The following is a 20,157-nucleotide window of genomic DNA, read 5'->3' as shown; positions in this document are numbered from 1 at the left end:
CGGCACTAAAACCATGCCGTAAATCTGCATATAGCGCTGAAAGCGCTTCCTGAAGCAATTTGCTTAAAATGTTTATCTGAGAAGCATACCACTGTTGCATCTTTACGCTCGCACGTGAGTGATACAAATTACTTTAAAATCTCTGGCATAAGCGTCGCCTTGCCCGTCAGGGCGTTGTACAGGCGATGTTAAACAAACGCTCGCATTCAGTCACTCTTATTGGATCTATATCGCCATGCTGAAGGCAGGCGTCCTCGTAATCAAGAATTCCGTCGTCATATTTACTTTTCAAAAATGCATCAACACGTAAAAAGGGAATGTCACTGGGTATATCGAGGCTAAATAATGCGGCGGATGCTGAAGTGCCTATATGTCCACCCAGGCTCTTTAGCGCAGAAATCACGTTCTCTTTCTGCTGCGCTTCATTAATATAAATACGCAGTGTAGAATTCCCTTTTCGCTTTGCTATTCCACCAACCACATATTCATCATTGCTTTTTTGAAAAGTAATCACATCGCCTTTACTGACGCCATAGATATAGAGGGGTATGTTATCAAGTTCATACTCGCCATTACTATTTCTTTTCAACCAAACCGATTCATAAGATACCGGCGGATAGCCGTCCTCATCCTGAATAAGACGAAACGTGACTTTTATGAATTCACTTTTGCTTGTCAAATACGCCTCCATAGACACGTTCCAGGTGTTCCAAACATTAACATAGTGGAGACAAATCGAACGTCGTTAATGATTTTATAACCTGAAAATTAGATTCTGTACATCTTCTTCGCTTCGTCATCAAAAAAGCAGGTTATATCTTTAATCCTATCGAAAGAAATACCTTTCTCATCCATTATCCATTTAATGAATGTAGCTCGCTTGAAGAGTTGATTTATAATTAGCTGTTTTTGCTCTGTCTGCGAGAATGAATTTAACAGGCCATATATTTCATTAAAATTCATACGTAGAATATAAACCACGAAATTTTGCAAAAGGAAGGCCAGGCAAGTTTCCTCGTGAATACCTTCTCCTTGTAGAAGGGTGGTAATATTACGCACTATGCGTTCTCTGTCGTCAGAGTAAACCTTTGTGAAAAAAACCGCGTCATTGATTAATTTCATGTCAACCGGCAGTGCTGGGGCGGGTATTTTCAAGTCAAAGCTCCCCTTTTCAATCATATCTACCAGAGAAAGATGGAGTATCTTAGCCGCTTCAATCTCACTGGCTTCAACTACTACCTGTGAAGATAGTTGGCCATAGTGCTCTATAAAATAATCGTAATACGCTGATGCATAATCTCTTAACGTTATGCCTGAGGGGATATGAACAATCTCACCTGAATTGTCTAATGTAAAGGCATTTAAAGTTTCTTCATTCACAGGGTGTGTGAACATGAATAACCGGAATAAGAAGTTATTATTACTTATCTTTTGGGCCGAATTACTTTCATCTCTTCTACTGTTTGATAATTGAAAAAAACAATATAACTTCATAAATGCATTTATAGAATTATATTTTGTTAATTTCGGCACCGTTGTAATCGAGTTAATCGTAAAAATCATATGATGAAAAACCTGTTCATCATAGACATCCAACAGAGGGAATTTATCTTTTAAAAGTATGCTCGAATCAGAGTTGAATTTATAATGGGGATCTTCAGGTTGAAGATTCAAATCCCACTCGCAAAAAGTTTCATCCTCACTTTTTTTGAAGAAGAGTTGGACTGTTCCATCATTGCAACAAAAATAGCCGAATTTAGTGGAAAGGTTATTTTTCCCCTGTAACAAACCATTAATCATCGGTAAATAAAAAGGGAAATCCATTTCATTCTTCATAAACCATCCTTCATGAGGGCTAAGGTTAAATATGGACTGGGTATAAAGTTATATGCTCCATTTTATAATAATATTTGCATTAACAGCCGTAATAATTTTACTAGTCGCTATATGCATATATGTTATGCCGGTATTTCTTCGCGCTATTTATAAAACCAATAAAGTTAATGATTTGTTCATGAGCCAAATCATTATCGGCATTAACATCTTTTAATTCTATCAACAATGTATCCAGCTGGTTAAAAAGAATAATACAATCATGATAATAATCTTTGAACCTAGAAATTATTTTATATGATTCGTTAGCCTTGAGTGAGGAAAATATTTCTTTATGAATTTTTTCATCCATGCAATAACAAGGCGTGTCTTTACTAATCAAACTCTGGTGCTCGCTTGCAAAAAAATCCAGAGACATATAGAACCTCTATTTTCATACTGATTATACGAAGAGAGTCATCCCGCTTATTCAAGTGAGGAAGAAGCACAAATGAATATCAACGCTCACTCTACAATCTAAACAACTGCCGGGGCTATATTGTCGGATTGTCTTGTTCCTGCCGTAAAATCGCCGTAAAAGAGTGCCTGATTTATGTTAAGATTTTAACCGCCAGTAAACCAGCCCACGCCAGCGGGTTTAGCGCATACTGGTAAAGATTTATTTTATCCGCAAGCCTTGGCGGATAATTATCTGGTCACAATAAAAAAACGGTCTTCATAATAAAAAAGGAAATGACTATTCTTTGGAGTAATAACTATAGTGGTTTCATCGGAAGGTAAAAATAATTCATTCCAGTAATTATGCATGATAGTATATGGTAATGCGCACAAATACTTATCACTAAAAAAAAGGAAAACATTTTGAGGGTAATCGCACGCTTCGTGGAATTTAGAAAAGAGTCCATTTGCAGATTCTTTTACTTCGAAGTCAACATGATAACTTTCTATCTTTGAAAAAGGATTCATATCCATTCGCATCAAATGCCTAACATTAGATGAAACGAACATTGACCAAAGCATTTTACTTTGCTCCTTGTCGAATAATATGATATCCCCCCTATCCAGGGCCTTTATAAGCTCAGGACACTCCTCAAAACGCCATATTTCATAAAAGTCTTTATTGATCAAAGAAGACATGTCCTCTTCCTCCGTTAGATTTACCTGACTCCCAATCCTTACATTTAATATGCGGCATATCATTCTCAGGAGCGTTTTTTGTATGAGATTCATTTGGAGGAACCTCATAGCCTTTTTTATAGGAACCGCATAGTTCGTTATAAGGATCATTATGTGATCCCTGTCTTTGCATCCGTCCCCGGCTCTGATTGACAAGATCTATTGCCTCTTTTTCGTTTGCTACTCGGAAGTTTGTGTTTTTCCCGTTTCTCATAGCCTCAACAGCTTGTTTCCATTCCTTTGTGCCTGGCCGTATAAGAGGTAAATTAGAAGCATCACCCACTTCCTCCCCTGTCAAACCGCATTTTAACAACCCTAGCGGATCCACCCATACCAGCGGATTCGGCGCATACTGATAGATACACATTTATCCCGCCCGCCAGCCCAATCGGGTCCTGGCTGATAAAGCGCCCTGCATCCGGATGCATAGTAGCGGAAACGGTTATAGTGCAAACCCGTCTCGGCATCGAAGTTAAGTAAATGCGTGCTTGGTCGTACAAATAAATATTTCCTGCATCTATCTTGGCCAAAGATAAAAAAGCCAAAAAGTGAATAAACACTATTTGGCTTTTTTATTTATAATTTACTATAAAAAACCTTTAATTCAGATGCATAATCTTTATAGTTAGGTATTCTTATTTTTCTCAAATATCCTTCAAGCTTCGCTGGGTTGTTTTTCAAAAAATAATACTCCAGCACATATCCAATCAAAAAACTTTTATAAAATGGTAAAGTTTCAACTACCAAATCCTCATCACCATCTTCATTATAATCATCAATATCGTCATCGGTTAAGCATGTTAGTTTAAGAACCGAAAAACGAGCAATATCTACAGAGTCGCTTAAGATGGTAGATTCAAGGTCAATTATTTCAATACCAGAATGGTTTATGCGACCGGCCTCTAAGTTAAGCACTTGGCTAGGAGGATCAGATTTATTTATAACAATATTTGATGATGAGACAGTTTGACTTAATAAGTCCATATAAGCATCCGAACTTATAATTTCCTTTACATCGTTTGTTGTCACCATGAATTTGGTCCTTTTATAATCCTAACTAAATCATAACCAGTATGCCTATAGGGATCCATAGCCTCATGTGCACAAGGAGCAGCTTTCTCCAAATTCCATGGTTCGTTTACTTTAGGCGTTTTTAACCTTTGAGGTAAAGTACGATGATGAATCTCCATAGAAACATCCTTTATCTTTGTCATTCCTGTTTTACGATCAATTACTTCAACCCTCATTTTTGGTGCCAGCCCTTCTTTCATCCTCTCAATATTTTTTTGAGAATATTTATGAGCATTCGTCTGAGCTTCTTTCTTCCAAAAATCTTTTCTGGCTGTAGACCAACACTTTAACCCCAGCAGATCCACCCATACCAGCGGGTTCGGCGCATACTGATAAAGGTTTATCCCGCCCGCGAGCCCAATCGGGTCCTGGCTGATAAAGCGCCCTGCATCCGGATCATAGTAGCGGAAACGGTTATAGTGCAAACCCGTCTCGGCATCGAAATACTGTCCCTGGTAGCGTAACGGCTGATACACCGGCTCGCCGTGGTTAATACCCGCCGTCAGGCGTTCGATAATGTCAGGAAGAAGGATTTTGCATAACCATCCGTAACATAAGTAACCTTGCCCTATTCCACTCTGGAGAAAGATGAAAAAAACTCTCCGTTCTTCACCAAATCATCAATCGCCTCTCTTATGGTTTCTTTATATAAATTATCTATAATTATTAAGTTCGAAGCCCAAAAATATAGTCCATTTAGGCACTCTCCACTATTTTTATAGCGTTCCAGTATAGAAACAATGTTTTTTAAAGTAAAAAATGTCGCTGTATACCGCTCCCCGCTATCTAATAAAACCTCGACATCAATATTATCATCCATCACATTGACAACGTCTTGGTAATGATAAAACTTTACATTTGTAATCATACTTAACTTCCCCTACCAAAAACACGAAGGACTTCATCAATAACTTTTTGCTGATTCGCCTTAGTAGATTTACCTAATATTTCAATTTCTTCGGAAGTTTGCCTGAAATAAACCCTAGCACCATCTCTAGCTCTTGCCTCTGATATTCCATGTCCAATAGGTTTTGTTCCTATACCGGGGTTCGTATTCCCTGCAGCTAATTGCTCTGTCAAACGATCAATACTGCTTTGGTGAGATCTACCTGTAATTTCAGCTTCTTTAACCAACCTATCGCTTTCTTTAATTCGAGAGTTTAGTTTATTACATTTCAATCCAAAAGGATCGATCCAACTTAACGGGTTCGGCGCATACTGGTAAAGATTTATCCCGCCCGCCAGCCCAATCGGGTCCTGGCTGATAAACCGCCCCGCATCCGGATCATAGTAGCGGAAACGGTTATAGTGCAAACCCGTCCCGGCATCGAAATACTGCCCCTGATAGCGTAACGGCTGATACACCGGCTCGCCGGTGCGCGCGGCGATATGCTCAACGCGTAGCGTATTGCCCCAGGCGCGGTATTCCGCCCGCCAGGCGATTTCTCCGCCCGCGCCCGTCAGCTCGCGCGGCATGCCGGACACATCGTTGTGATACCAGTACACCTCCGCGTCGTGTTCGGTGTCGCCCTTGCGCAGGCTGATTTGCGCCAGCGGCGCGAAGCTGTCGTCTTCGTAAATCCACAGGTGGCTGCGCCCGCCGCGCGTTTCACTCAGCAGGCGGTTGCCGTCCCACACAAACGTCGTCACGCCGAAGGCATCCTGCTTCCAGCTGCGTCTGCCGAAGGCGTCATAGCCATACGTGGTACGCTGCTCTGCGCCGTTCCGCACCGTGACGGCTTCCGCCAGCTGATGCTCTGCGTTCCAGCGGAACTGCTGCTGCGTGTGCCGCGCCGTCAGCTCCGTGGTGACGTTGCCAAAATTAGAGTGATATCAAGTAAAGAAAAAGGCCGTTAACGGCCTTTTGAAATTTTATAAAAAATATTTGTACGTTTCTAAAAACCAGTTCAGGTTCTCTGAAGGTACATTAATCTCTATGGCAGAGGCATGATCAATTTCCGGCTCACCAGGAATAGTAATATAAAAGACAATATTATTCACATCATTGCCGATAGTATCACATAGTTGTTCTTTTGCCTTTTTCATAGCACTTATATATAGATTAATGTTCCTTTCTCTTTCCTCATCAAAATTATAGCCTTCTGGCAGTAAAGGCAGGATGCTTTCATTATAATGTTCCATCATTATAGTGGTGAAAGAACGTACACCGACATCATCATTATCGTCAAAAAATCCGAGTACCCAAGAATATCCCTCCCACTCTATTCCCTTATGAATTTTTTCAAGGCTTTCCTTTGTGGATATGGCCATATAACTAGATAAACCGTCATCGTCCAGTACCAAAACGACCCCATAAATATTATTTTCTTTATTATATTTCTTATATAACCCTAAAAACTCCTCTTGGATTAATTTGTTTAATTTATCCAATTGCATTCTATGCCAATTTCCCATTACCTATATCCTCCAAATACATCATGACCGATTTCTTGTAACTTCTGTTTAAGAAGATTTGTTCTATCGCTGCCTGTCAATTTTTTGCATTTACTTATTCCCTTAATTTCTTTATCAGCTTTAACCAGTGCGTCTGCAACTTTTTTTGCATTTTTTTCGGTATGAACCCCTTCTCCGTTATTGGCGATCATAAGATTCGCAGGGTCGTTTACAGGATCAATACCGTATCTTTTAAGAATAGCTTTCGATCTTGATAAATGCGGAGCCAGAGATGTCCCTTGATATTGTCCTTTAAAAACAATATGATGGCCATGAGGGTTTGTCATCCCTGCGGGTATAACGTGACCATTTGCTAAAGCTTTCGCTAACCAAGATCTTGAAGCCAACCCCAGCGGATCCATCCACACCAGCGGGTTCGGCGCGTACTGGTACAGATTTATCCCGCCCGCCAGCCCAATCGGGTCCTGGCTGATAAACCGCCCCGCATCCGGATCATAGTAGCGGAAACGGTTATAGTGCAAACCCGTCTCGGCATCGAAATACTGTCCCTGGTAGCGTAGCGGCTGATACACCGGCTCGCCGGTACGCGCTGCGATATGCTCCACGCGTAGCGTATTGCCCCACGCGCGGTATTCCGCCCGCCAGGCGATTTCCCCACCTGCACCCGTCAGCTCGCGCGGCATGCCGGACACATCATTGTGATACCAGTACACCTCCGCGTCGTGTTCGGTGTCGCCCTTACGCAGGCTGATTTGCGCCAGCGGCGCGAAGCTGTCGTCTTCGTAAATCCACAGGTGGCTGCGCCCGCCGCGCGTTTCACTCAGCAGGCGGTTGCCGTCCCACACAAACGTCGTCACGCCGAAGGCGTCCTGCTTCCAGCTGCGTCTGCCGAAGGCGTCATAGCCGTAGGTGGTGCGCTGCTCTGTGCCGTTACGCACCGTGACGGCTTCCGCCAGCTGATGCTCTGCGTTCCAGCGGAACTGCTGCTGCGTGTGCCGCGCCGTCAGTTTGGTGGTGACGTTGCCGAAGTTGTCATACTCCCAGCGCTTGTCCTCGTACACCCGCAGGCGGTTGTCGTGCAACGGGGCCGCGGCGGTGTCGCTCAGCAGGTTATGGGCCGGGTCAAAGGCGAAATGCTCGTCGCGAGCGCGGGTCAGGCGGCCCAGCGCATCGTAGTCGTAGCGATGCTCGCCGGTGTATTTATCCACCATTTGCAGCAGCTTGCGCAAGCGACGGAACGGCGCTCTGTGCCACTGCTGCCTGGCCGGGGCGGGCTGCGGAAGCGGGCGCGGCGTGACCGTGAGGATCACGGAGGGGTGCCTGACCATTATCGCCGACAACAACGAGGTGCAGGAATTGCGGGAAGAGCTTTATAAGGTGAAACAGGTGGTGAAGGCGATTAAGGACGTGGTTCTTTAGTGGGCTGAACAGCGGCGGATCAATTAAAAATAAGCCGGGAAGATTTGAGCATCTTTCCGGCTTATTTATTTGTTTTTCAATATATTTAAACCATCATTCAATATTTTTGTATTATTTACATCGCCGCCACGATCTATATATGATGACCATTTTGGATAGTATTCTTTAAATAACAAGTTGCCGACATCAGTAAGATCAGAACTATATAAGACAAGATCTTCTTTCAAGCTACCGTCATCTTTAAATGGTTCAATCATAATCAACCCATTTTCCTTGAGAAACGTCATTAACACTATCGTTATTTTTGTTATTTGTTCACGATAAGATAAATTCTTGCTTCTTTTCAACAAAGTTGCGTAATTGAATCTCAACAAGCTCATCATATTTATTCCTGTTAATCAAGTCGTATTAGTCGAGAGATATCATCAGAAAGTTCTATCAATTTTTTTGTCACTGGATGACGAACGAAGCCACCTCCGGCAGCTCGAATTATCTCTTCTTTTGCAGATTGAGATACTTTCGAAGCTGTTTTACTCGTGACCTCAATTCCTTTCCAGCCATCCTTTGTCTTAACTACAAAATCAAGAATTCGGGAGCCTTTTGTTTTTCCTAACACAATAGCATCATCAACAAGACCAACGATTCTCCCTTGAGCATTGCGTAAATGCCGCTGACTCAGAACATTTTCTGCCCCAAACATATTCTGTAATCGTTTTAAAAGTCTTGCTTCTCGGGCATTACCATCTACCTAGTTTGTTATACATTTAATACCTAACTGATTAAGACCTAAAGGATCGATCCAACTTAGCGGGTTCGGCGCATACTGGTAAAGATTTATCCCGCCCGCCAGCCCAATCGGGTCCTGGCTGATAAAGCGCCCCGCATCCGGATCATAGTAGCGGAAACGGTTATAGTGCAAACCCGTCTCGGCATCAAAGTACTGCCCCTGATAACGTAACGGCTGATACACCGGCTCGCCGGTGCGCGCGGCGATATGTTCCACGCGTAGCGTATTGCCCCATGCGCGGTATTCCGGCCGCCAGCGATTTCGCCGCCCGCGCCCGCCAGCTCGCGCGGCATGCCCGACACATCGTTATGATACCAGTACACCTCTGCGTCGTGTTCGGTGTCGCCTTTGCGAAGACTGATTTGCGCCAGCGGCGCGAAGCTGTCGTCTTCGTAAATCCACAGGTGACTGCGCCCGCCGCGTGATTCACTCAGCAGGCGGTTGCCGTCCCACACAAACGTCGTCACGCCGAACGCGTCCTGCTTCCAGCTGCGTCTGCCGAAGGCGTCATAGCCATAGGTGGTGCGCTGCTCTGCGCCGTTCCGCACCGTGACGGCTTCCGCCAGCTGATGCTCTGCGTTCCAGCGGAACTGCTGCTGCGTATGCCGCGCCGTCAGTTTGGTGGTGACGTTGCCGAAGTTGTCATACTCCCAGCGTTTGTCCTCGTACACCCGCAGGCGGTTGTCGTGCAGCGGGGCCGCGGCGGTGTCGCTCAGCAGGTTATGGGCCGGGTCGAAGACTAAGCATTCCCCTTGATTGAGGTCTGGCCCTGAAAGTAAACCTATAGATATATTCAATCTGTAAAGTCATTGAGTAACTTTTTAAACTGTTTTAACACATAATACAAAAATATCTCTCTGGCATGTCCAGAGAGATATTTTCCCATATCACCTTTTCATTTTGTGTGTTGAATAGCACGAGATGGTTTTACCATTAAAAATAGAGTTAGATTGAAATTTATCAAGAAAGCCATTATTTTCTGAGATTCAACCCAACCATCTAATTTTTTCACTATCATTAATAACATATGAATAAAAAGCATTCTTGCCAAAGGATTAATTCTCTCAACATCAGACGGGACGTGCTTTTTTTCCACATTCATTTAAATGCAACAAAGAGAAAAGAAAACGCGGTGAGCCCCCCACTTAGAGTGGAGGGTCACGTTAACCTTTCTGAGTAAAAGAAATTTTCTTCATAAGAGTAAATTATGTTATTCTTATTGGGCATGACGATAATGCAAGTTTCATCGCTTGGATAGAAAAAATCATCCCAAGATTTTATAAATATATCTGATGGCACTATAGCGCAATCGCTTCGCCCCCAGAAGAAAAATAAAATAGAAACACCTTTTAATTTCTCAGAAAAAAACATTGCCGACTCTTCTACCTCGTCAAAATCCAACTCTTTCTTTTCTAAGACAGTCATAAATGAAGCATGAATATCCATTAGTTTTTTAAACGGCAAAAGCAAATCCCAAAGGTTTTCAGACTCATGCTCATTTAGTAGAACAATTTTCCTCTTGTCTTCAGGTGGTAGGCGACAATCTTCAGAATTCAGACGCCAAGCCATCGGGTAGATGGCCTCATCAAATATTATTTTATTCGTCATAAAATATATGTCCTTTTCCACTGCTTGGGGCTTTTTTACCGGAACTATAATCCGACCATTTTATATGGGGCAAGTTGTTTTCCGGCGCATTTACTGTGTGGGACTCATTAGGATGGTGCTCATACCCCTCCTTATTCCTGTAATTTTTAGAGCCTGTATATTGACCATACTCTGGTATCTTAGGCTTCGCGTCTTTCATTAATTTTTCTGCGCTAGCTCTATCAGCAACTCTGAAATTGGGTTTACTACTACCATTATTTTTGATCGTGTCAACCGCTTGCTTCCATTCTTTAGTTCCAGGTCTTATTACGGGCAAGTTTGAAGCATCACCAACTTCCTCCCCTGTCAAACCGCATTTTAACAACCCCAGCGGATCCACCCATACCAGCGGGTTCGGCGCATACTGATAAAGGTTTATCCCGCCCGCGAGCCCAATCGGGTCCTGGCTGATAAAGCGCCACGCATCCGGATCATAGTAGCGGAAACGGTTATAGTGCAAACCCGTCTCGGCATCAAAGTACTGTCCCTGATAGCGTAACGGCTGATACACCGGCTCGCCGGTGCGGGTTGCGATATGCTCAACGCGTAGCGTATTGCCCCTAGCGCGATATTCCGCCTTTATATTTTTATCTTATTGCATAAAAAATCTTACGGCGTTTGCGGCTTATACTTAGAACTCAAAAAGTCGTTATTCTTTTAAATAATTCAGTTTTAATTAAAACAACATCCCGGAATGCTTAACGCGTCTAACTTTAATTGCAATTAAAAAACAAGCCATCTCATTGAGAGATGGCTTATACAAAGCCATTACCTTAGTCGCTAATGATTTTAATCACCATCGGCAATGATTACCTCATCTTGAGAAATAGAACTCGATAGAAACGCTACAAAAGCAGAAATATCATCGTCCTTACTTTTACTTTCTAGGTATTTTATTAAAATTTTTTGATGCTCTGGATAGATACGAGTTTTACCATAAGGATCAACGTATACGCCCGTCTTTTCTTTTAAAAACAAAAATGAATCCTCTAACTTCCTGACAACTCTGTCATTTAAAATCAGAGAGGGGCCATTTCCAATATCATCGGATAAATATGATAAATCAAGCATTATTAATCCTCTAAGTGCGCTGGATAAGATGTGACAATTTTATCTTTGGATGGATCATATATAGTCACATGGCCTTTTTCACCTCGTGTACCAATAACACGATCATATTCTTTCTCATATCTTATCCTACCATCGCCTTGATGTATTATTCTACTAGGGTTTTTCATTGTACGATTTTCAATTTTCCTGTATTGACTCGGTTTTCTATATTTACTTTTCGCTTGTAACTTCGTTCTCTCTTTTAAACTAAACTTACTGTTTCCTATATTATTATGTCGCCTGATATGACGATTTGGCACATGTTTAGTACGTTTAGCGTTACATTTTTTTCTTAACCCCAGCGGATCCACCCACACCAGCGGGTTCGGCGCATACTGATAAAGGTTTATCCCGCCCGCCAGCCCTGGCGGGTCCTGGCTGATAAAGCGCCCCGCATCCGGATCATAGTAGCGGAAACGGTTATAGTGCAAACCCGTCTCGGCATCGAAATACTGCCCCTGATAGCGTAACGGCTGATACACCGGCTCGCCGGTCCGGGTTGCGATATGCTCCACGCGTAGCGTATTGCCCCACGCGCGGTATTCGGCCCGCCAGGCGATTTCGCTACCAGCGCCGTGAAGTTGCTATCCCTTATAATAAAAATCCTGCCGTTAATAATTTAACTATTAAAAATCTTCAGAAAGTATATATTCTATGACGGTAGTTTTTTTATCTGTTTGATACCCGAAAACTCTTAAATTAATTGATTACCCTTTCAGGGTGCCGCCTCAATATTATCGTAATCCTGATTAACAACATCATTGTTGTCAAAGAAATTTAAATCTCAAATAACATTTAAGCCCCTCTACAAAAGACACGAAGTGCCTTATCTGCTAGCAGGCCATCAGAAATATAAAAACAATTGTATTATATGTTTAAGTGGCGAGCCTGGTAGTAACATCAATATAGTAAGTGCCATTCATTTCATAATAATCCAAGCTTATTGATTTTTTTAAATCCGTTGAAATAAATAAAACATCATTTAACACTCCTTTTCCAAAGTTGAAATTTTCATCTAATCCCTGAAGCGAAGGGACTGTGAACGCGCCACAATAACTCCAGTCGTCATCAAGGAAGACATAATATGAATCCATACTTTCCTTTAGCTCCAATATATAAACACTCAAATCTTTTACATCTAGTTTTTTTTTGATTTGCCTGGTATCAAACCCATTGGTTCCAGAAAGTATATTATCTGTTTCCTCCAAACCAATAAAACTCAAACCATCCAGTTCTATTTTGAATAGAGACGCTATTTTAGCCTTATAAGATTCGTAAATTATTTTACCCTTAGCTTTTCTATACAAGAGTTCTTTTTTATATTGAGACATGCTCATATTATTCACCACACTTAGTTTTATAGTAAGCCTTGCCTTTAGGATTCGCTATTTTGGGTCTACCATAATCATTCATTCTAGTTTCTCCTGTCTGTGGATCAACTTTAACTTTACCAGCCTCCCAATGCGGTTGGTCTAAATGGCTAACATCCATTGTTTGCTCTTGTACCGTTGCTGGTACAGTACCCCCGCCATTTTTAGGTACTTCATATCTATATTCACGACCAGAACTATTCCTTGATTGGCTTACAGGCTGTTGACTTGTTGGTATACCGGCCTGTCTCATTGCTTCGCGGCGAGCGGCACGAGAAGAGCTAAAGGGATGATTTTCACTGCCGATTCGCTTTCCGCTTAAGCCGAAGGGATCATAAAAGACCAGCGGGTTCGGCGCATACTGATAAAGATTTATCCCGCCCGCCAGCCCAATCGGGTCCTGGCTGATAAACCGCCCCGCATCCGGATCATAGTAGCGGAAACGGTTATAGTGCAAACCCGTCTCGGCATCGAAATACTGCCCCTGATAGCGTAACGGCTGATACACCGGCTCGCCGGTGCGCGCGGCGATATGCTCCACGCGTAGCGTATTGCCCCAGGCGCGGTATTCCGCCCGCCAGGCGATTTCTCCGCCCGCGCCCGTCAGCTCGCGCGGCATGCCGGACACATCATTGTGATACCAGTACACCTCCGCGTCGTGTTCGGTGTCGCCCTTACGCAGGCTGATTTGCGCCAGCGGCGCGAAGCTGTCGTCTTCGTAAATCCACAGGTGGCTGCGCCCGCCGCGCGTTTCACTCAGCAGGCGGTTGCCGTCCCACACAAACGTCGTCACGCCGAAGGCGTCCTGCTTCCAGCTGCGTCTGCCGAAGGCGTCATAGCCGTAGGTGGTGCGCTGCTCTGTGCCGTTACGCACGGTGACGGCTTCCGTCAGCTGATGCTCCGCGTTCCAGCGGAACTGCTGCTGCGTGTGCCGCGCCGTCAGTTTGGTGGTGACGTTGCCGAAGTTGTCATACTCCCAGCGTTTGTCTTCATAAACCCGCAGGCGGTTGTCGTGCAGCGGGGCCGCGGCGGTGTCGCTCAGCAGGTTATGGGCCGGGTCGAAGGCGAAATGCTCGTCGCGGGCGCGGGTCAGGCGGCCCAGCGCATCGTAGTCGTAGCGATGCTGGCCCGTGTATTTATCCACCATCTGCAACAGCTGGCCGTCGCGCCGCCAGGCGTAATCACGCGCGACCGCAATCTTCCCGTTGCGCCCCGCGCGCTGGCTGACCAGCCGCCCCATCTCATCATGGACATACTCGCTGCTGAGGGCGCCCTGCGTGCGGCGAACTTCCCGGTGCAGCACGTCGCGCTCGCTTTCGCTGATAACCCGGCTGCCGAGGTTCACCTGAATACGGTGCCCGCTGCCATAGTAGAAGTTTTTCAGCTCGCGGCCGTCCGGCAGCGTGGTGACGGTGCGATTGCCGAGCTCATCGTACTGATGACGAAGCTCATGGCTGACGCCGCGAATGAGGTTGCGCTCAAGCGTGAGCTGCCCGGCGGCGTCCCACTCCAGCTCCACGCGCCCGCCGTGGTTGATGCCGGCAATCAGCCGCCCAAGTGAATCATACCGGTAACGCGTGCGCTGCCACTGCGCCTCGCCGCCGCGCGCCACCAGTTTTTCCACCAGCCGCCCGGCGTCGTCACGCTGATAATGCGTGCGGATGATGCTGCCGTCTCCGTTGCCTTCTTCCTCCCGCGCCGTCGGGAACCCGCCCGCATCGTAACGGTAGCGCGTGGTGCAGCCATCAAACCCGGTTTCGCGAATGAGATAATCGCGCGCGTCATATTCCATCTCGTAGCGCGCGCCGTTTTCGTTAACCAGCGTGATCAGGCGGCGCGCCAGATCGTATTCATATTTGACCTGATGGCCCAGCGCATCGGTACGCGCCAGCGGCAGGCCATCCGGTGCCAGTTGCCATTGCGTCATCTGCCCCTGCGCGTCGCCCCAGGCGGTAAGACGCTGCCAGCGGTCAAACTCAAACGTCTCCGTCGCGCCGTCGGGGTGAACAATGCTGCGCGGCAGGCCATCCTGCCGGTTGTTTATCAGCGTACGGTTGCCCGCCGCGTCCGTCTGCTCCTTCAGCCAGCCATATTTGTCATAGCCGAAGGTGGTGGTACGCCCGGAACAATCGGTGTGGCTGATAAGAAAGTCGGCGCTGTTCCAGGAGAGGCGCTGAATGCCCGCCGCCGCATCGCGCACGCGCACCAGGGTCCCGCGATCGTCATGGTTATATTCCGTAATGCGGCCAAGCTCATCCATCTCGCGGATCAGGTTGCCCGCCACGTCATAGGCGAACTCCCGCGTGCCGCCCTGCATATCGGTGACGCGCACCGGCAGGTTCCAGCGCTCGTGGTAATCAATGCGCGTCATCTGCCCGTCCGGCCCGGTGATGGCAGTACAGTTACCGCGCTCATCGTAACGGTAACGCGTGGTTCTGCCTGCCGGATCGGTGAAATGGGTCATCTGTCCGCGCACGTTGCGACGAAACCGGGTGTAGCCGCCCGCGGCGTCTTTGTAGCCCAGCAGCTCATGGTTATCGTCGAATTCGTAGCGCGTGATGCGCCCCAGCGCATCGGTCACCGTGGTGCTGTCGGCGCCGTACTCAAAGCGCCACTCCCGGCCCAGGCTATCGCGATGCGCCAGCACTTTGCCGGAAGGGTCGTGTTTATCGTAATGGTAGAAACACTCCATCTCGCCCGCGAGGCGGTGCGCCACCATCATATGGTTGCGGTAGCGAAACTCGCGCAGTACCTCGCCCTGACCATTCCTGACGGCGATGAGATCGCCCTGCGGCGAGTAGTCATAACGGCAGAGGCTTTCGGCATGGAGCGGATCGGAAGGGTGACAGACGCTGACGCCCGTGATGCGGTCAGCCGTGTCGTCACCGGCAAGCGCGAGCCGGGTGAAATGAATAATGAACCGCCGCCCGGCGCTGTCGGTTATCTGTTCAGGCTGATGATGCGCGTTGTAGTGCAGCGTTAAGCGGTTATCGTGCCGGTCACTTATCGCCGTGAGCAGCCAGCGGCCCGCCTGAGCCTGATGCGTAAAATGCCAGCAGCGCGCTTCATCGGCGGTGAAAATACGGAACTCGCCTGGTTGGGGTTGTGAGAGCGACAGTTGCTCGTAGCGGTGCAGTTTCGGCGGGTGGCCAGGCTCCGGCCACGGGAATTCGATTTCACGGCCCTGTTCGTCGATAAACAGCAGCACGTCATCCTGCGCGCGCACCTCCAGCGACAGCGGTAAAAACCACCCCTGCCCCAGCCAGCCGTTGCCGGTTTCATCAGAGAAGTAATAGCGCTGCCAGTTGAGCGGGACCGACGCCGGGAAGGCGAAGTCGTTATCCTCCTCCCCGAAAAGAATTTTAATGCCGAGAATGGCATTGACCGGGCTCCCGACGAGTGGCGTCACGCCTGCGGTATTCGGGATTTTGCACGGCTCGGTCTCTTTTTTGGCTTTGCCTTTATCGCTGCCGCCCTTCTCGCTACCCGCTTTTTTGCCTTTTACCGCGTCTTCCGCACCTTCTTTGGCCGCTTTGCCTTCAGCTTTAGCTGCCGCTTTCTCCGCTTTAAAGGCAGATTTTTCAGCAAGCTTTGCGGTCTCTTTGACCAGCCCTTTCGTCGCGCTGGCGGCTTCTAACGCTTTGCCTGCTTTGGCCGCCATTTTCCCGGCTTTAAACGCCGCGCCGCCGCCCGGCACGAAGTTCGCTGCCGCCGACGCTGCCGATAACGCCGCGTTGCCGTAATCGCCTTCGGCGGCATAAATCGCCGCGTTCGCGCCATCGGCGACAACGCCCAGTACCGGCACCGCGCCTATGATATCCAGTCCGGTATGTACAATATCGCCCCACTCACCCCACCAGCTTTTCTTTTTAGGGGGGTTGGCGCTGCCCGCTTTTACGCTGCTTTTCGGCGCCGGCGCGTATTGCAATTTACCAATTGTATTTCCTGTCGCCATGTAAATTCCCTGCGATGGATTGCGTGTTCTGAATAAAAGACTTCAGGTTTATTGCCTTGCGCAATAAACCGAAAATTTAACGTAAGGCTGATTTAGATAATACGCGCCACGCTCATTTCTGAACGCGACGCGGGGAGAGAGAATGTGCTACTGGAAAATATAAAAGGACAGGTGTTATTTCATTCCTTTACTGATTGCCAGTCTGCGAATTTCCTCAAGCTTATTAACGGTTCGGCTGCCGCTGTCGCTTTCGCGTTTCATCACACTCTGAAGCATTGAACTAAAGCTCATACCCGCCGGTGTAACGATATTCGGATTAGCACCATGATTTAACAGATACTCCACCTGATCCAGCTCCATATCCGCAAGCGCCACCATAAGCACCGTTTTCCCGGCACTGTCGGTTTTATTGATCTCCGCGCCAGCGGATAACAGGTATTTCAAAACCGAAAAGGAGTTTTCCGTTGCCGAGTTAAAAATTAAAGGCTGATAGTTGGTCATGGCGTTAGGGCTGAGGCCACCTTCAACCAGCGCTTTGATATAGGCTGGGTTGTTGGAGCTTGCCATCACGGCGGCAGGGCTGCCGAAATCCGGGATATCCTGTAGCGGATCCGCGCCCGCTTTCACAAGCGCCGTCACAATCTCCAGCGATTTCGCATCGCCATTGGTCGCCTCGAGCAGCGCGTACATCATCAAGGTCATTTCCTGACTGCCGGGTTTATTTAAGTTTGTGCTTTTGGCTAAGGCTATTACTTCGGAAAGATTATGCTCAGCAATGGCCTGAGCAAGCTGTAATTGCGTACCGCTAAAATAAACTTCCGGCGCTGCTTGTTTCATATTTGTACTTCCATGACCAGGTATTACGACAGAAAAGAGTGCCAGCCCTGCGAGGAGACTGCAAATTAGCCTTCGAAACGTCTTCATTCTGCTCTCCTTATAAAGCCATCAGTATAGCCTCATCCTCTGCCTTTTCTGCTTCGATACAGGGAATGACCTGGCTCATAAAATGGCGATTAACCGGGTTGCCCTGGCCGCCCGACATATCATGTTTTTTACCGACCGCCGCCGGGAGTGCGGCGATAACGGCACCCAGCCCCGCGCCAATAATGCCGCCAAAGACGCCACCGAACTTTGCGCCCAGCGCGCCAAGCCCGCCCACGAGTCCGAGCGTGCCCAGCACACCTGGCTCCTGCAGGCCGGTTAATACTTCGCCTTTAACGCGGTAGGCGTTGATGTTCTCTGACGTCACGTTTTTCTCAAACACTTTACCGCCGTATTTCTCAACCGTTCCGCTGTTAAGACCCGCCGCATTGAACGTCCATCCCGGCTTATTGCTGGCGCGCGAACAGGCAGAGGCGAGCCCGCCGCCCAGCGAGTGTCCGACACAGTCAACGGGCGCGTTACTTTGCTCAAGCGCCGTGCCTATCCTGACCGCACGTTTGTAGTAAGGGTTTTCGACACCAAATGCCTGCTTGGCATTGACGCCCCAGTCCGGCCCTGACTGCGTGCCGCGAAAGACCACCGAAGGCGTCATATCCTTGCCGAATACCGCCTCGTCTGGCGCGTACATCCGCGCACGAAACTGTGGCGCACCGTTCACCTGGAAGTCGTTAGGGGTCAGGTTATATTTCGCGAGCGCTTGTGGGTCGTTAGAAATGTCTTTCCACCCCGCCGGGATCTCAGGGGTCGGTTTCGACGGGTCGCGCGGTTCGTAAACGTAATCGGCGAGACGTGCCTTTTCCACCGCGACGTTATTCTGCTCAAGACGCTGCGCCGCCGCCTGCGCTTTAGGGTCGCTGCTTTGCTTGCCTTTCGCGATGAGCGCCTTGCGCCGCTCCCAGGTTTCTTTCTTGGTGAAGTCACCGCCGCGGCCGCCGTTGGCTTTGCCGTTCATGGCGAACGTATCCTGCACGCGGTTAAGCGGATGCCCGCCGACGTTGGTATCGGGGCTATGTTCAATCGACCAGCAGTCGCCCTCCACCGTACCGCTGACCACACCCTTATTGCGCCCCGCCGCATCGCCAATCGTGGTCGGCACAAAGCTTTGGTTATAAACAAACGCCGGGTTACGGCCAAAATTCACCGAATTGACGGTGCTTTTTGACGGTTCAAGCGTTGCCGTCACCGGATACGGCACCGGCGGCTGGATCCCTGGCGTAAAACACATATCAGGCGCCAGGCAGACCAGTTTATATTTCCCGTTTTTACGGGCGGCAAAGTTCTCAGCCATGCGCGCCTCTTTCTTTCAGGTTCAGTAACGAAGGGGGCAAGGGGACAAAATCCGCTGATGTCCGGTCGCTGTTTAATTGTTGCGCGCGCGCTATCTGCGAGGCTCTCTCTTCACGGGCAATAAAACGCAGCTCGGTCATGACAGGCTCCATCAGCTCTGACATCACCGTCCGATAGCTGCAATGCACTTTCCGCGCGGGCACGTCCACCACCAGTGTATCGAGCGCCATGTCCTGTGCCACACCAGCGCCTTTCTGCGTCATGATGAAGACGAACAAACTTTCAACCGGCACCTGAAAACGGATTTCCTGATCGGCTTTATCACGCGCGGAGATAAGATATTTCAGCGTTACCGGCACCGCGCTTAACGGCGCAGGCAGCGGGAACTGCAGCAGCGGATGCGCGCCGCACCAGTAGTCAAAGCGAAAATCCTTTGGCAAAAAGGGATGGCGGTTCTGCTTCCAGTTTTCATCATAGGTACCGGCGTGCTCAATACGCCCCTGCCAGCCGCGGCCATAGAAACCAAACCCGGCGGCCAGACCCGCTTCATCAATCTTCTTCACCGGCTGCGTGACCCACTCAACCTGCGGGGCGGGCAGCCGGTCTTTTTTCAGGTGCTTTCTGACCTCACGCGGGTACCAGCCCATCCCCACCGTGTTTTCCTGCGCGGCCACGGCATGATCGTCTGCCAGTGTATACATTCCGCCCGCCGCGTATTCGTATCGCAGCTCAAGCGTTTGTATGGGTTCAGGATCGGTCAGCCGCCAGCCTGCCATCACGTTCCACCACTCACGCGGCCCATGAACGCGCAGTAAGCGGGTCGTCTCGCCAATTTGCGCGCCGACGGTAAAACTGCGCACGGGTTTATCCTGCGGTGCCCAGGCATTCGCATTAATGACGACATCCATCCAGGGCTTATAGGGCGCCAGATCGCTTTCAAACCTAACGCTGCTGTAACCCGGTTCGCCGTAATGCACGTCCTGCTCAACCAGTTCGCCCTGATCGTCACAGAGCGTCAGCTCACCGGTCTCGATATCAAGATCGTAACTGACGCGGGCCACGACCGTACTGAATCCATGATCGTTCTGGTCGAACGAATCGAACAGCATGGCCGGAAAGGCGCTGAGATTAGTAAAGTTTTCCAT

At 48.1% G+C, this 20,157-nt stretch carries 16 protein-coding genes and 7 pseudogenes; 1 reads left to right on the top strand and 22 read right to left on the bottom strand.

The genetic code is table 11. The features are described 5' to 3' along the window. Positions 1–166: 166 nt before the first annotated feature. From AFK62_RS00660 to AFK62_RS00615, 10 genes and pseudogenes are all read right to left on the bottom strand, one after another. A complete protein-coding gene (locus tag AFK62_RS00660) occupies positions 167–679 on the bottom strand; it encodes a DUF4265 domain-containing protein (protein ID WP_235509465.1) in 513 nt (170 codons plus the stop codon). Positions 680–768: 89 nt separating this feature from the next. Further along, positions 769–1,836 (bottom strand): hypothetical protein, encoded by a 1,068-nt coding sequence (locus tag AFK62_RS22735; RefSeq protein ID WP_235509464.1) that lies wholly within the window; start codon positions 1,834–1,836, stop codon positions 769–771. A gap of 684 nt (positions 1,837–2,520) precedes the next feature. Beyond that, positions 2,521–2,970, bottom strand: coding sequence for a DUF2947 family protein (locus AFK62_RS00645; protein ID WP_053532106.1), 450 nt, complete (start codon positions 2,968–2,970; stop codon positions 2,521–2,523). Continuing rightward, positions 2,951–3,480 (bottom strand): annotated as a pseudogene (locus AFK62_RS21990) (RHS repeat-associated core domain-containing protein); the annotation flags it as partial. The gene AFK62_RS00645 and the pseudogene AFK62_RS21990, both read right to left, overlap by 20 nt. Before the next feature lie 105 nt (positions 3,481–3,585). Then, the gene (locus AFK62_RS22730) at positions 3,586–4,041 is read right to left on the bottom strand and encodes a hypothetical protein (RefSeq protein ID WP_226991915.1); all 456 of its coding nucleotides are present in this window, start codon (positions 4,039–4,041) and stop codon (positions 3,586–3,588) included. 320 nt (positions 4,042–4,361) lie between these two features. After that, a pseudogene (locus AFK62_RS22530) lies at positions 4,362–4,559 on the bottom strand (RHS repeat-associated core domain-containing protein); the annotation flags it as partial. 89 nt (positions 4,560–4,648) lie between these two features. Then, on the bottom strand, positions 4,649–4,948 hold the full coding sequence (locus AFK62_RS00630; RefSeq protein ID WP_050555040.1) for a hypothetical protein: 300 nt from the start codon (positions 4,946–4,948) through the stop codon (positions 4,649–4,651). Positions 4,949–5,250: 302 nt separating this feature from the next. Then, positions 5,251–5,910 (bottom strand): annotated as a pseudogene (locus AFK62_RS21985) (RHS repeat-associated core domain-containing protein); the annotation flags it as partial. Positions 5,911–5,952: 42 nt separating this feature from the next. Continuing rightward, on the bottom strand, positions 5,953–6,495 hold the full coding sequence (locus tag AFK62_RS00620; protein WP_032983949.1) for a DUF4303 domain-containing protein: 543 nt from the start codon (positions 6,493–6,495) through the stop codon (positions 5,953–5,955). After that, positions 6,495–7,773: pseudogene (locus tag AFK62_RS00615) on the bottom strand (RHS repeat domain-containing protein); the annotation flags it as partial. The gene AFK62_RS00620 and the pseudogene AFK62_RS00615, both read right to left, overlap by 1 nt. Positions 7,774–7,788: 15 nt before the next feature. On the opposite strand from AFK62_RS00615, the gene AFK62_RS22980 reads away from it, so the two are divergent. Next, positions 7,789–7,914, top strand: a complete 126-nt coding sequence (locus AFK62_RS22980) for a hypothetical protein (protein WP_007666903.1) — start codon at positions 7,789–7,791, stop codon at positions 7,912–7,914. Positions 7,915–7,979: 65 nt separating this feature from the next. On the opposite strand, the gene AFK62_RS00605 is transcribed toward AFK62_RS22980, so the two are convergent. From AFK62_RS00605 to AFK62_RS00560, 12 genes and pseudogenes are all read right to left on the bottom strand, one after another. Beyond that, the gene (locus AFK62_RS00605; protein WP_226991868.1) at positions 7,980–8,297 is read right to left on the bottom strand and encodes a hypothetical protein; all 318 of its coding nucleotides are present in this window, start codon (positions 8,295–8,297) and stop codon (positions 7,980–7,982) included. Positions 8,298–8,308: 11 nt separating this feature from the next. Further along, a complete protein-coding gene (locus AFK62_RS21980) occupies positions 8,309–8,614 on the bottom strand; it encodes a hypothetical protein (RefSeq protein WP_129232596.1) in 306 nt (101 codons plus the stop codon). An 81-nt stretch (positions 8,615–8,695) separates the two neighbouring features. Beyond that, a pseudogene (locus tag AFK62_RS00600) lies at positions 8,696–9,450 on the bottom strand (RHS repeat-associated core domain-containing protein); the annotation flags it as partial. Between the two features lie 409 nt (positions 9,451–9,859). After that, a complete protein-coding gene (locus AFK62_RS00595; RefSeq protein ID WP_032983855.1) occupies positions 9,860–10,309 on the bottom strand; it encodes a hypothetical protein in 450 nt (149 codons plus the stop codon). A 355-nt stretch (positions 10,310–10,664) separates the two neighbouring features. Further along, positions 10,665–10,928 (bottom strand): annotated as a pseudogene (locus AFK62_RS23030) (RHS repeat-associated core domain-containing protein); the annotation flags it as partial. Positions 10,929–11,137: 209 nt separating this feature from the next. After that, entirely contained in the window at positions 11,138–11,419 is a 282-nt protein-coding gene (locus tag AFK62_RS00585; protein WP_032984881.1) for a hypothetical protein, read from the bottom strand. Positions 11,420–11,421: 2 nt separating this feature from the next. Further along, positions 11,422–12,042: pseudogene (locus tag AFK62_RS20645) on the bottom strand (RHS repeat-associated core domain-containing protein); the annotation flags it as partial. Between the two features lie 291 nt (positions 12,043–12,333). Next, positions 12,334–12,795: a hypothetical protein gene (locus AFK62_RS00580; RefSeq protein ID WP_053531662.1), complete on the bottom strand. Its 462-nt coding sequence runs from the start codon at positions 12,793–12,795 to the stop codon at positions 12,334–12,336. 1 nt (position 12,796) lies between these two features. Next, positions 12,797–16,783, bottom strand: a complete 3,987-nt coding sequence (locus tag AFK62_RS00575) for an RHS repeat-associated core domain-containing protein (RefSeq protein WP_053531661.1) — start codon at positions 16,781–16,783, stop codon at positions 12,797–12,799. Positions 16,784–16,957: 174 nt separating this feature from the next. After that, positions 16,958–17,620, bottom strand: coding sequence for an ankyrin repeat domain-containing protein (locus AFK62_RS00570; protein ID WP_007668973.1), 663 nt, complete (start codon positions 17,618–17,620; stop codon positions 16,958–16,960). 97 nt (positions 17,621–17,717) lie between these two features. Continuing rightward, entirely contained in the window at positions 17,718–19,013 is a 1,296-nt protein-coding gene (locus tag AFK62_RS00565; RefSeq protein WP_007668971.1) for a PAAR-like domain-containing protein, read from the bottom strand. Further along, positions 19,006–20,157, bottom strand: coding sequence for a DUF2169 family type VI secretion system accessory protein (locus tag AFK62_RS00560; protein ID WP_053531660.1), 1,152 nt, complete (start codon positions 20,155–20,157; stop codon positions 19,006–19,008). The genes AFK62_RS00565 and AFK62_RS00560 overlap by 8 nt, the downstream gene beginning before the upstream one ends.

It is taken from the genome of Cronobacter condimenti 1330 (assembly GCF_001277255.1).
In the GTDB taxonomy this organism is placed as follows: domain Bacteria; phylum Pseudomonadota; class Gammaproteobacteria; order Enterobacterales; family Enterobacteriaceae; genus Cronobacter; species Cronobacter condimenti.
The sequence above is the reverse complement of the archived record's forward strand: the minus strand, read 5'-3'. Positions and strand labels throughout refer to the sequence as shown.